Annotated in this window: 10 protein-coding genes; all 10 read left to right on the top strand. The window is 72.3% G+C overall.

Going from position 1 to position 12,681, the window contains the following annotated elements:
* Positions 1-45: 45 nt before the first annotated feature.
* Entirely contained in the window at positions 46-2,802 is a 2,757-nt protein-coding gene (locus tag DEU32_RS05475) for a DNA polymerase III subunit gamma and tau (protein WP_114849675.1), read from the top strand.
* Positions 2,802-3,401 carry a recombination mediator RecR gene (gene recR, locus DEU32_RS05470; protein WP_058743291.1) on the top strand — a complete coding sequence of 200 codons (600 nt, stop codon included), beginning with the start codon at positions 2,802-2,804 and terminating at the stop codon, positions 3,399-3,401. Before DEU32_RS05475 ends, recR begins: the two co-directional genes overlap by 1 nt.
* 166 nt (positions 3,402-3,567) lie before the next feature.
* Entirely contained in the window at positions 3,568-4,833 is a 1,266-nt protein-coding gene (locus DEU32_RS05465; RefSeq protein WP_058743290.1) for an aspartate kinase, read from the top strand.
* A 31-nt stretch (positions 4,834-4,864) separates the two neighbouring features.
* On the top strand, positions 4,865-5,914 hold the full coding sequence (locus DEU32_RS05460; RefSeq protein ID WP_114849674.1) for an aspartate-semialdehyde dehydrogenase: 1,050 nt from the start codon (positions 4,865-4,867) through the stop codon (positions 5,912-5,914).
* A 113-nt stretch (positions 5,915-6,027) separates the two neighbouring features.
* Positions 6,028-7,515 (top strand): malate:quinone oxidoreductase, encoded by a 1,488-nt coding sequence (locus DEU32_RS05455; RefSeq protein ID WP_083520149.1) that lies wholly within the window; start codon positions 6,028-6,030, stop codon positions 7,513-7,515.
* Positions 7,516-7,566: 51 nt separating this feature from the next.
* Positions 7,567-8,715 carry an Rv2578c family radical SAM protein gene (locus DEU32_RS05450; protein ID WP_058743294.1) on the top strand — a complete coding sequence of 383 codons (1,149 nt, stop codon included), beginning with the start codon at positions 7,567-7,569 and terminating at the stop codon, positions 8,713-8,715.
* Positions 8,716-8,821: 106 nt separating this feature from the next.
* The gene (locus DEU32_RS05445; RefSeq protein WP_114849673.1) at positions 8,822-10,096 is read left to right on the top strand and encodes a sensor histidine kinase; all 1,275 of its coding nucleotides are present in this window, start codon (positions 8,822-8,824) and stop codon (positions 10,094-10,096) included.
* Positions 10,093-11,292 carry a hypothetical protein gene (locus DEU32_RS05440; RefSeq protein WP_144804316.1) on the top strand — a complete coding sequence of 400 codons (1,200 nt, stop codon included), beginning with the start codon at positions 10,093-10,095 and terminating at the stop codon, positions 11,290-11,292. The genes DEU32_RS05445 and DEU32_RS05440 overlap by 4 nt, the downstream gene beginning before the upstream one ends.
* Positions 11,279-11,980 (top strand): response regulator transcription factor, encoded by a 702-nt coding sequence (locus DEU32_RS05435; RefSeq protein ID WP_229666641.1) that lies wholly within the window; start codon positions 11,279-11,281, stop codon positions 11,978-11,980. The genes DEU32_RS05440 and DEU32_RS05435 overlap by 14 nt, the downstream gene beginning before the upstream one ends.
* Positions 11,980-12,606 carry a thymidine kinase gene (locus DEU32_RS05430; RefSeq protein ID WP_114849671.1) on the top strand — a complete coding sequence of 209 codons (627 nt, stop codon included), beginning with the start codon at positions 11,980-11,982 and terminating at the stop codon, positions 12,604-12,606. The genes DEU32_RS05435 and DEU32_RS05430 overlap by 1 nt, the downstream gene beginning before the upstream one ends.
* Positions 12,607-12,681 lie beyond the last annotated feature (75 nt).

Here is a 12,681-nt window from a genome sequence, read left to right as displayed (position 1 = left end):
GGAGTGACGGCTGGTGGTGTCGGCCGTCCCGGCTACCCTTGGTCCGTGGTCACCGCCCTGTATCGCCGTTACCGGCCCGAGAACTTCGCCGAGCTGATCGGGCAGTCGCAGGTCACCGACCCGCTGCGGACCGCGCTCCGGACGAACCGTGTCAACCACGCGTACCTGTTCAGCGGGCCGCGCGGCTGCGGCAAGACGACCTCGGCCCGCATCCTCGCGCGCTGCCTCAACTGCGCCGAGGGGCCGACGGACACCCCGTGCGGTGTCTGCCCGAGCTGCGTCGAGCTCGCCCGAGGGGGCAGCGGTTCCCTCGACGTGATCGAGATCGACGCGGCGAGCCACAACGGTGTCGACGACGCTCGCGACCTGCGCGACCGCGCCGTGTTCGCCCCGGCACGCGACCGCTTCAAGATCTTCATCCTGGACGAGGCGCACATGGTGACGCCGCAGGGCTTCAACGCGCTGCTCAAGCTGGTCGAGGAGCCCCCTGAGCACGTCAAGTTCATCTTCGCGACGACCGAGCCCGAGAAGGTCATCGGCACCATCCGGTCGCGGACCCACCACTACCCGTTCCGTCTCGTGCCGCCGGCCACGATGCTCGAGTACGTCGAGCAGCTCTGCGCGCAGGAGTCCGTGTCGGTCGCGCCGGGCGTCCTGCCCCTCGTGGTCCGGGCCGGTGGCGGATCGGTCCGTGACACCCTGTCGCTGCTGGACCAGCTCATGGCGGGGAGCGAGGACGGCGCCATCGCGTACGAGCGTGCCGTCGCTCTGCTCGGGTACACCGACGCGGCACTGCTCGACGACGTGGTCGACGCGCTCGCCGTCGCGGACCCGGCATCGGCGTTCGCGGCCATCGACCGCGTGGTGCAGACCGGTCAGGACCCGCGGCGCTTCGTCGAGGACCTGCTCGAGCGGCTCCGTGACCTGATCGTCGTCGCCGCGACGAACGAGAGCGCGGCGGCGGTCCTGCGCGGCATCTCGCCCGAGGAACTCGACACCATGACGCGCCAGGCCGGGGTGTTCGGGGCGACGGCGCTGTCCCGGGCGGCGGACATCGCGAACCGCGCCCTGACGGACATGACCGGTGCGACCTCACCGCGGCTGCACCTCGAGCTGATGACGGCGCGCATGCTCGTGCCCGAGGCCGACGACACCCAGCGCGGGGCCCTCGCCCGTGTGGAGCGGCTCGAGCGCCGTGTCGGTGTCGGCGACGCGGGCGGACACCAGGGCGGCTCCACGGCGGACGCGGCTCCTGCCGCTCCGACCCGGACGGCGCCGCCCGCCGCTCCGCAGCGCACCGCTGCTCCGGCGCCTGCGTCGACCGGTTCTCCTGCGTCGACCGCCGCGCCTGCGTCGACCGCCGCGTCCGCGCAGTCGGCGGCTCCTGCTGCGAGCGCGCGCTCGACCACCGAGTCGTCGTCCGCCAGCGGATCGGCGGCCCCCGGGGCCGCCGTGCGTGACGCCGCCGCAGCGTGGGGAGCGGTCGCCCCGAACACCCCGCAGCCCGCGCAGCAGCCGCACGCCGAGCGCCCGTCGACGGATGCCCCGGCCGCCCCGTCCGGCACGGCCAACGCCTCGTCGACCGGGCAGGGCACGGCCGTCGGCGACGAGCCCGTGGTCCGTCCCATCGCGGCCGTGGGCTTCCAGCAGCTCCGCGACTCCTGGCCGCAGGTCGTCGAGCACGTGCAGAAGGCCCGTCGGTCGGCGTGGTCCGTGGTCGTCACGGCGCAGGTCACGGCCCTGCGCGAGGACGTGCTCACCCTGACGTTCCCTAGCCAGCAGGACGTGGCGTCCTTCAAGGAGATGTCCGACCCCGCGACGAGCGTCAGTGAGCTCCTCCGCTCGGCGATCATCGACGTCCTCGGACTCCGGGTGAAGTTCGTCGCACGTGGGCCCGGGCAGCAACAGCAGCAGCCGAACGGTCAGCAGCGGGCGCCGCAGCAGCAGACCCCGCAGCAGCAGGCCCCGCAGCAGCAGGCCCCGCTGCAGGCGGGGGCGCCGGAGCGTCGTGCCCCCGAGCCGAAGCCCGAGCCCGAGGTCGCGGCGCCGCGGGCCCAGGCGCCGCAGGCTCCGGTGCAGCAGCAGGCGCCCCAGGCTCCCGCGGCACCGACTCCCGCGCCGCAGCCCGCGGCGACACCGGCACCGGCGTCCAGCAGCCCGGTCACCGACTGGGCCGTCGCCACCATCCCGGCGACGGACCCGACGCCCGCACCCGCCGCCCCGGCCGGACGAGCGGAACCGAGCTGGTCGGCGCCCTTCGGCACGACGGACACCGGCGAGCCCGTCACCCCCGTCCCGGTCGTCGGCGACCCCGCCGCCGACGCAGCGCTCGCCGCACAGCTGCGTCCGGCCTCGGCACTCGGCGGAGGCGCCTCCGCGACGCCGCGCCCGCGTGCCGAGTCCACCTCGGCCGCCGCACCGGCGGCAGCCGAGACGTCGGGGTCCGCACCCGCTGCGCCCGACACCTCGGCGACCCGGTCCGACGTGCCCGTCGACGACTACCCCCTCGACGACGAGCCGCACGACGACGGCGCCCCGTTCCCCGACCCGGGCACCGGAGCGCCGGCTGCGGCGCCGACACCGCCCGCAGCGGCGTCCGGCCTGCAGCAGGGCGCTGCCCGACAGCAGGGCGCCCCCCAGCAGCAGGCCGCACCCCGACAGCAGGCCGCCCGCCCGCAGCCGACCACCACACCCCCGGCCCGTCGCGCCCCCGTCGCGGGACGCTACGGCGAGGCCGTCGTCCGTGAGATCCTCGGTGCCCAGTTCATCGAGGAGACCGCCCTGCACGAGGAAGGCGCCTGATGTACGACGGCATCGTCCAGGACCTGATCGACGAGTTCGGTCGCCTGCCCGGCATCGGCCCGAAGTCCGCGCAGCGGATCGCGTTCCACATCCTGCAGACCGAGTCGTTCGACCCGAGCCGCCTGGCGGAGCTCCTGGCCGACGTCAAGGAGAAGGTCCGCTTCTGCGAGGTCTGCGGCAACGTGACCGAGTCCGAGCGCTGCAGCATCTGCCGCGACCCCCGTCGTTCGCCGACCGTGATCTGTGTGGTGGAAGAGGCGAAGGACGTCGCCGCGATCGAACGGACGCGCGAGTTCCGCGGGCTCTACCACGTGCTCGGCGGTGCGATCAGCCCGATCGACGGTGTCGGTCCGGACGACCTGCGCATCCAGCAGCTCATGACGCGCCTGGCCGACGGCACGGTGGACGAGGTCATCATCGCGACCGACCCGAACCTCGAGGGCGAGGCGACGGCGACCTACCTCAGCCGTCTGCTCGTCCCGATGGGCATCCGGACGACCCGACTCGCGTCCGGTCTGCCCGTGGGCGGCGACCTCGAGTACGCCGACGAGGTCACACTCGGACGGGCCTTCGAGGGTCGTCGCCTGGTCGGCGGCTGAGCACGACGCCACCGGCCGGCACGCACCCGCCGCGCGGCTCCTCACGCCCAGCAGCACGCAGGATCCTTGCGTCCCACCCCGTTCCGACGCAACATCCGCGGAACACCCTCTACCATTGTCGAACCGCGTCACATCGCGGCTCCGTCGTCCCCGGGAGTACCAAGCAGTGGCCTTGATCGTGCAGAAGTTCGGTGGATCGTCCGTCGCGGACGCCGAGAGCATCAAGCGCGTGGCGAAGCGGATCGTCCAGACGAAGAAGGCCGGCAACGACGTCGTCGTCGCGGTCTCGGCGATGGGCGACACCACCGACGAGCTCGTCGACCTCGCGCACTCGGTGACGCCCATCCCGGCTGGTCGTGAGCTCGACATGCTGCTCACGGCGGGGGAGCGCATCTCGATGGCCCTGCTCGCGATGGCGATCAAGAGCCTGGGCGTCGAAGCCTCGTCGTACACCGGTAGCCAGGCGGGCATGCTCACCGATGCCCAGCACGGCAAGGCCCGCATCGTCGACGTCACCCCGAAGCGCGTGCGCGAGGCGCTCGACGCCGGTCACGTCGCGATCGTCGCGGGCTTCCAGGGCTTCAACCGCACGACCGGCGAGATCACCACGCTCGGTCGCGGCGGCTCGGACACCACGGCCGTCGCCCTCGCCGCCGCGCTCGACGCCGACGTCTGCGAGATCTACACCGACGTCGACGGCATCTTCACCGCCGACCCGCGCGTGGTGCCGAAGGCCAAGAAGGTCGACCGGATCACGAGCGAGGAGATGCTCGAGCTCGCGGCCTCCGGCGCCAAGGTCCTGTACATCCGTGCCGTCGAGTACGCCCGTCGGCACGGCGTCACCCTGCACGTCCGCTCCTCCTTCAGCAACGCCGAGGGAACCATCGTCTACAACCCTGCAGAGGGGGAAACCGTGGAAGAACCGATCATCACCGGGATCGCCGGAGACCTCTCCGAGGGCAAGATCACCGTCGTCGGCGTGCCCGACACCCCGGGCAAGGCCGCCGAGATCTTCACGATCGTCGCCCGTGCCGGCGCGAACATCGACATGATCGTGCAGAACGTGTCCGAGGCCGTCACCGGCCGCACGGACATCTCCTTCACGCTGCCGAAGGACCAGGGCCAGGGCGTGCTCACGGCGCTCGAGGTCGCGAAGGCCGACATCGGCTACGAGGGCATCCAGTACGACGACCAGATCGGCAAGCTCGCCCTCGTCGGTGCGGGCATGCGCACGAACGCCGGCGTCTCCGCCGCGCTCTTCCGCGCCCTGCACGAGGCGTCGATCAACATCGAGATGATCTCGACCTCGGAGATCCGCATCTCGGTCGTCACCCGTGCCGACACCCTGAACGAGGCGATGCGCGTCGTGCACGCGGCGTTCGGCCTCGACGCCGACCAGGAAGCCGTCGTCTACGCCGGCACGGGCCGCTGACCGCGGTCCCGCGAACGAGCAGGAGCACCACATGAGCACCACCGTCGCCGTCGTCGGCGCCACCGGTCAGGTCGGCGCCGTGATGCGTCGCCTCCTCGAGGAGCGCGCGTTCCCGGCCGACCGCGTCCGGTTCTTCGCGAGCGCCCGGTCCGCCGGCACCACGCTGCCGTTCCGCGGCGAGGAGATCGTCGTCGAGGACTCCGAGACCGCCGACCCGTCCGGCATCGACATCGCGCTGTTCTCGGCGGGTGCCACCGCCTCGCGCGCCCTCGCGCCGAAGTTCGCCGCCGCGGGAGCCGTCGTCGTCGACAACTCCAGCGCCTGGCGGATGGACCCGGACGTCCCGCTCGTGGTGAGCGAGGTGAACCCGCACGCCGTCGACCAGGCGCCGAAGGGCATCATCGCGAACCCGAACTGCACGACGATGGCGATCATGCCCGTGCTCAAGGTCCTGGACACCGAGTCCGGTCTCCGCCGACTCGTGGCCACGACGTACCAGGCCGTGTCCGGGTCCGGGCTCGCCGGGGTCGAGGAACTGCTCGGCCAGGCCAAGGCCGCCCTCGAGCAGGACGCCGCGGCGCTGACCCACGACGGCTCGGCCGTGACCTTCCCGGAGCCGGTCAAGTACGCGCGTCCCATCGCGTTCGACGTCGTGCCGCTCGCCGGCTCGATCGTCGAGGACGGCGAGGGCGAGACCGACGAGGAGAAGAAGCTCCGCAACGAGAGCCGGAAGATCCTCGAGCTGCCCGACCTGCTCGTCGCCGGCACCTGCGTGCGCGTCCCGGTCTTCACCGGGCACTCGATCTCGGTGCACGCCGAGTTCGACCGTCCGCTCTCGCCCGAGCGCGCGACCGCGATCCTCGCCGAGGCGCCCGGCGTCGAGCTCGCCGACGTGCCGACGCCGCTGCAGGCCGCCGGGCAGGACCCGTCGTTCGTCGGCCGGATCCGGGCCGACCAGTCCGCGCCCGCCGGTCACGGCCTCGCGCTCTTCGTGAGCAACGACAACCTGCGGAAGGGCGCCGCGCTCAACGCGGTGCAGATCGCCGAGACGATCGTCGCCAGCCGCACCGTCGCCGCATAGCGGCCGGGGTAGGGACCAGAAGACGGACGGGAGGCACGTGGCGGGTCCGCCACGTGCCTCCCGTCCGTTTGTCGGTCGGCTCGCACCCGGCCGCACGCCGGTAGGATCGACGGGTGGCAGTGAAGCAGGTGGACCCCATCGACGTCGTCCTGGTCGGGGGAGGGATCATGAGCGCCACGCTCGGCGCGATCATCCACCGGCTCGAGCCCACGTGGCGCATCCGCGTGTACGAGCGCCTCGGATCGGTCGCGCAGGAGTCCTCGAACCCGTGGAACAACGCGGGCACCGGGCACTCGGCGCTCTGCGAGCTGAACTACACGCCCGAGCTGCCCGACGGACGGGTCGAGATCGCGAAGGCCGTCACGGTCAACGAGCAGTTCCAGGTGTCACGGCAGTTCTGGGCCCACCTCGTCGAGACCGGTGCGCTGCCGGAGCCCTCGAACTTCATCAACCCGACGCCGCACATCTCGTTCGTCTGGGGTGCTGACAACGTCGAGTACATGCGCAAGCGCTGGGAGGCGCTCAAGGACCACCCGCTCTTCGCGGGCATCGAGTTCTCGGACGACCCCGCGCAGATCCGGCAGTGGGCACCCGCGCTCATCCCGGGGCGCAAGAAGGACCAGCCGATCGCGGCGACGTACTCTGCCGCCGGCTCCGACGTCGACTTCGGATCGCTGACGCGCCAGCTCTTCGACGAGCTCGAGATCGCCGGCGTCGAGTTCGAGCCGTCGCACCAGGTCCGGAAGATCACCCGCTCGACGGTGTCCGAGGGCTGGGTCCTCGACGTCCGCAACGAGATCGGTCGCTCCACGCAGCGCATCGCGGCGAAGTTCGTCTTCGTCGGCGCGGGCGGCGGAGCACTCCACCTGCTGCAGAAGTCCGGCATCCCGGAGATCCGCGGGTACGGCGGGTTCCCGGTGTCCGGCGAGTTCCTCCGGACCGACGAGCCCGAGGTCGTGCAGAAGCACGCGGCGAAGGTGTACGGCAAGGCGAGCGTCGGTGCTCCGCCGATGTCCGTCCCGCACCTCGACACCCGCATCGTCGACGGCAAGGCGTCGCTCATGTTCGGCCCGTACGCCGGGTTCAGCCCGAAGTTCCTCAAGCAGGGCTCCGTGCTCGACCTGTTCCGCTCGATCCGACCGCACAACCTGCGTCCGATGCTCAGCGTCGCGTTCTCCAACTTCGACCTCGTCCGCTACCTCGTCGGGCAGCTGCTCGCGTCGAAGCAGACGAAGTTCGACGCCCTCCGCGAGTTCATGCCGACGGCCGAGCCGGACAACTGGCACCGGATCACCGCCGGGCAGCGTGTCCAGGTGATCAAGCCCGACCGCGAGAAGGGTGGGGTGCTGCAGTTCGGGACCGAGGTCATCACGTCGGCCGACGGGTCGATCGCGGGTCTGCTCGGTGCGAGCCCCGGGGCGTCCACCGCGGTGCCGATCATGCTGTCCATGCTGCAGCGGTGCTTCCCGGACCGCTGGGCAGGCTGGGAGCCGACGGTGCGCGAGATGGTGCCGACGTACGGCACGGACCTCGGCTCCGACCCGGCGCTCGCGGACGAGACCCTCGCGCGGACCGCGAAGGTGCTCGGGCTGCACCACTGAACCGGGCTCGCCCGGCTTGACCTCTGTTCGAACGTGTGTTCGAATGGCGGCATGCGGTGGAGTGGGCAGGCGATCGACGCGGAGCGGACCGACGCGCTCCCGGGACTCGCGTCGAACAGCGGACTCGTGCGGAGCGTCACGACGCCGGAGTTCGCGGGCGTCACCTTCCACGAGGTCCTGGCGAAGAGTGCCCTGAACCGTGTGCCCAGTGCCGACGGTGCCGGTACCTACGGCTGGACGATCAACCCGTACCGCGGGTGCAGCCACGCGTGCGTGTACTGCTTCGCCCGGCCGACGCACACCTACCTGGAGTTCGACGGCGGCGCGGACTTCGACCAGCAGATCGTCGTGAAGACCAACGTCGCCGACGTGCTCCGCCGCGAACTCCGCCGACCGAGCTGGCAGGGGCACCCGGTCGCCCTCGGCACGAACACCGACCCGTACCAGCGCGCCGAGGGCAAGTACCGGCTGATGCCGGGCGTGATCCGTGCCCTCGCCGAGTCCGGGACGCCGTTCAGCATCCTGACGAAGGGCACGCTGCTCCGACGCGACCTGCCCCTGCTGGCCGAGGCGGCACGGCAGGTACCGATCGACCTGGCGATGTCGATCGCGGTGTACGACGACGCGCTGCAGCAGCAGGTCGAGCCGGGCACCCCGACGACGGCGGCACGGTTGGCGACCGTCCGGGCGATCCGGGACGCGGGCCTCGACTGCTCGGTGTTCCTGATGCCCGTGCTGCCGTTCATCACCGACACCCGGGCACACCTCGACGACGCGATCGGGCGGGCGGCCGCGGCCGGTGCGACGAGCGTCATGTACTCGGCGTTGCACCTGCGGCCCGGGGTCAAGCCGTGGTGGTTCGCGTGGCTGCAGCAGACCCGGCCCGACCTGGTCGCGCGGTACCGGTCGATGTACCTCGACAACACGTACGCCCCGAAGGACTACCGCCGGTGGCTCGCGGAGCGGGTCCGTCCCATCCTGCGCGCCCACGGGGTCGCGGTCGGTCGGGTCGACCCGGCGACCGGCTCGATGGGGTTCCGCGACCGCGAGGAACGGCTGCGCACGATCCCGACGGGACCCACGGCCTCGCCGCTCGACGAGCAGTCGCGTCCGTCGGTGTCGCCGCTGCAGCGCGCGGACCCCGGCTGGGGGCATCGGACGGCCAGCGTCGGTGCGGCGTCCGGGCCGACCCTGTTCTGACGCGAGTGCGCTTCCGCGTTCGGGGGACACCGAGTGTCGGTGATCGGCGGTAACATCGGGCGGGTCGCCGAACGGTGCTCGTTTCGGGGTACACGACAGCCTCCCGATGGCCGTCGTCGGCGACACGACGACCCTCCGGAAGGACCCTCGACCCGTGCTCGGCATCCCCACGCACCTCGCGCCCCGCGTGAATGCCTGGTCGACCGTGCGCGCCTTCCATGCCGCCGCCGTCGGGTCCGTGGTGGCCGCGGCGGTCGTGCTGCTGCTCTACCGGCTGGCCGACCCGGACGTCCGGATCGTCGGCGCCGTGCTCGCCCTCGTGCCGATGGCCCTGATGATCGGCGTGCACGTGCAGTTCGGCACGTGGCGGTCGGCCGTGGCCTTCCTGCTCGTCGGCGGGGTGTCCGCGTGGTGGTTCGCGCTCGTCGTGCAGCGCGAGGTCCCGGCGGGCTGGGTGACGAGCTACCTGCTGTCGCTCGTGGTCATCCCGCTCGTCCTCGTCGGTGGTGCCGGCGCGGTGGCCGGACGGGTCGTGCTGTGGTCGGTCGGCGGGTTCCTGGTCGGACGCCTCGCGACCTCGATCGCCGTCGCGCAGGTGGACGGGCCGCCACGGCCGTTCCTGCTCGCCTGGGTGACCCTCGGCTTCGTCGTCGCGCTCGTGCTCTTCACCAGCCGGAACACCGCACGGTCCGAGCGGGTCCAGCCCGAGCTGCTCCGCTCCGCGCGCGAGGAGCACGTCTCGGCGTACCGCGCCGGGGTCGAGGCCGAGGCCGCGGCGATCCTCCACGACACCGTGCTCAACCACCTCGGCGCCATCGCCCTGGCACCGGACGGCCCGATGGACCCGCAACTCGCACGCACGGTGGAGTCCGACGTCGCGATGCTGACCGGCAAGGAGTGGCTCGCGCCGTCCGGGTCCACCGTGGACCGGCCGTCCGCCGTCGCCGTCGAGGCGTTCGAGGCGATGGTCGACGAGCACCGCGCCGAGGGCCTGCAGGTCGACGTGACGGGTGACACCGCCGTGCTCGGCGCCCTCGACCACACCGCCTCGACCGCGCTGTTCCGCGCGGTCGGCCAGTGCCTCGCCAACGTCCGGAAGCACGCCGGCACCGACCGAGCCGAGGTCAGCGTCTTCGACGACGGTGCATCGTGCACGGTCATGGTCGTCGACGACGGCCGTGGCTTCGACGAGCAGGAGACCAGCCCGGACCGGATGGGCCTGCGCGGCTCCGTCCGCGAGCGCATCGCGCGCGTCGGTGGCGACGTGCAGGTCTGGTCGTCGCCCGGGTCCGGCACCAGCGTGATGATGACGGTGCCGCACGCCGCCGCCGCGGTCCCGGTCGCTGCCACGCTCGACGACGAGTGGGGGACCGGCCGGTGAGCCGCGTCGACGACGTCCGGGCCCGCACCCGTGGCAGCCGCACGGCGCAGCAGTACGACCCGCTCGGCGCGATGGGGTCGCGTCCGCTCGCGATCGTCCTCGGCGCCGGTGGGGTCGCCTGGGCGCTGCTCGTGTCCGTGTTCGACCGGGACGTGCCCGGGAGCCCGACGCTCAGCGCGTTGACCGTCCTGCTCCTCGCCGCGTCCGGCGCGGTCGTGTTCGTCGCGTCGTCGCCGTTCCGTGCCCCGTTCCCGCGGTGGGCGTTCGTGCTCCACGTCGTCCTGCTCGCCGCGGCGACCGTCGCGAGCGTCGCGGCGCAGTGGGGCCCGGACCGCAGCGCCCTGAACGACTTCATGAGCCTGCTCACCGCGACCGGCATCGTGATGGCCGCGCCGTACCGACCGTGGCGGGACCTCGCCGTGGGCGGTGTGGTGCTGGCCGTCGTCGACGCCGGAGCGTGGGGCGCGGCCGCGACCGTGTTCCCGTACGGCGTGCCGGCGTCGGTCGCGGCGTTCCTCGCCGCCGCCCCGACGCTCGTGCTCACCACGGCGTCCGTGGTGTTCGCCGCGACCTTCGCAGGGCTCGCCGAGCGCGTCCAGATCCGGGCCGGGTCCTACTCCGTCGCCCGTGCGGAGCGGGACGGCATCGCCGCGAGCGTGCAGCACGACCGCTCGGTGGTCCTCGCCCGTGACGTCGCTCCGTTCTTCGCCGAGCTCCGCACGAGAGCGGCCATCACGGACGCCGACCGTGCGCGGGCCCGTGCGATCGCCGACGGCATCCGGCGGGCCATGGTCGCCGACGCCGACCGGACGTGGTTCGAGCATGCCGTGGTCGTGGACGGCGGGACGGCCAGCGCGATCGACGACCCGGACGGGCTGATCGCGACGCTCGACGCCGACCAGCGCACCGTCGTCCGGACGTTCCTGCGCGCGGCCCTCCGCGCGGCGACGGTCGACCCGGCCGGGTTCCGCGCCCGGGTCCGGCGGTCGTCGGACGACGACCCTCCGACGACCCCGAGCGCCACCGGAGCCGGGACTGTCTCCGTCGCGCTCGACCTGGCCGTGGACGACTCCGACGTGGGCATCCACCGCACCTTCGACCCCTACCTCGCGGTCCTCCGCGTGACCTTCCCCGACCTCGACGTCGCCGTCCGGCCGTCGTCCCTCGCACTAAGGTTCTCCTATGACCAGCACTGACCCGAACCGGACCACGGAGGGCGTGCCCCCGCTCCCGCAGCCCGGCACCCGACGCGTGCGGCTGGCGATCCTCGACGACCACGAGGTGCTGCTCGACAGCCTCTCGAGCTGGATCGCCGTGAACGCCTTCGACTTCGACCTCGCGCTGACGGCCCACACCTGGCTCGAGATGGTGCACAGCGAGAACTTCCCGACCGACCTGGTCTTCCTCGACTTCCAGCTCAAGGAGCCGGTGTCGATCGAGGCACGCGTCCGCACCTGCCGCGCGGCCGGGGCGAAGGTCATCGTGCTGTCCAGCGTCGACAGCCGCGAGTCCCGCGACCGCGCCCTCGCCGCCGGTGCCGCGGCGTTCCTGTCGAAGTCGCTGCCGATGCGCGAGGTCATGGACGTGGCGCGCGAGGTCATGGGCGTCTCGCGCGAGACCCCGCCGCAGCGTGACTGGCGTCCGCTGCCCACGGGCGCGAACGCGCACCAGCGGCCGAAGCTCAGCCACGGCGAGGAAGAGGCGCTGCGCCTGTACGTGTCGGGCTACTCGACGAACGAGGTCGCCGCGCAGATGAACGTGCAGTACGAGACGGCCAAGACCTACCTGCGCCGCGTGCGCGAGAAGTACAGCAAGGTCGGTCGTCCGGCGTCGAAGAAGTCCGACCTGATCCGTCGTGCGGCAGAGGACGGGTTCCTCGCGTAGTGGCGAAGCTCTACTTCCGCTACGGCGCGATGAACAGCGGCAAGAGCACCGGACTCCTGCAGGCCGCCTACAACTACGAGGAGCGCGGGCAGCGCGTGCTGCTCGCGAAGCCGTCGGTCGACACCAAGGGTGACCGCGAGATCGTGTCGCGCCTCGGCGTCACCCGGTCCGTCGACGTCGTCTTCGCGCCGGACGACGACGTCCGCGCGTCCGTCGCAACTGCCGGTGCGGTGGACCCGGAGTCCGACCGGCTCGACGGCATGGTCCGGCCGCTCAGCTGCGTCCTCGTCGACGAGGCGCAGTTCCTGACGCCCCGCCAGGTCGACGACCTGCTCCGCATCGCCGTCCTCGACGACGTCCCGGTGCTCGCCTACGGCATCCGCACCGACTTCCGCACCGAGGCGTTCCCCGGCAGCGCGCGGCTGCTCGAGATCGCGCACTCCCTCGAGGAGCTCAAGACCATCTGCCGCTGCGGTCGCAAGGCGGTGTTCAACCCCCGCAAGGTCGACGGACGCTTCGTCTTCGACGGCTCGCAGGTCGCCATCGACGGCGCCGGCGTCACCTACGAGGCGCTGTGCGCCAACTGCTACCTCACCGAGTCGGGCGGTCGCCTGGACGGCGACTGACGGACTGGAGGCTCGTGGCGGGCCCCGCCACGCGCCTCCAGCCCGTCCCGTGGCCCGGAATGCACGCGAGCCGGC

The organism is Curtobacterium sp. AG1037 (assembly GCF_003349855.1).
In the GTDB taxonomy this organism is placed as follows: Bacteria; Actinomycetota; Actinomycetes; order Actinomycetales; family Microbacteriaceae; genus Curtobacterium; species Curtobacterium citreum.
This window is presented reverse-complemented; position numbering and strand designations above follow the sequence as displayed.

What these genes read in the sequence shown, in the direction of transcription:
- DEU32_RS05450 (WP_058743294.1), top strand. Translation starts at nt 7,567, where the DNA reads ATGCGGTGGAGTGGGCAGGCGATCGACGCGGAGCGGACCGACGCGCTC.
- recR (WP_058743291.1), top strand. Translation starts at nt 2,802, where the DNA reads ATGTACGACGGCATCGTCCAGGACCTGATCGACGAGTTCGGTCGCCTG.
- DEU32_RS05460 (WP_114849674.1), top strand. Translation starts at nt 4,865, where the DNA reads ATGAGCACCACCGTCGCCGTCGTCGGCGCCACCGGTCAGGTCGGCGCC.
- DEU32_RS05445 (WP_114849673.1), top strand. Translation starts at nt 8,822, where the DNA reads ATGGCCGTCGTCGGCGACACGACGACCCTCCGGAAGGACCCTCGACCC.
- DEU32_RS05435 (WP_229666641.1), top strand. Translation starts at nt 11,279, where the DNA reads ATGACCAGCACTGACCCGAACCGGACCACGGAGGGCGTGCCCCCGCTC.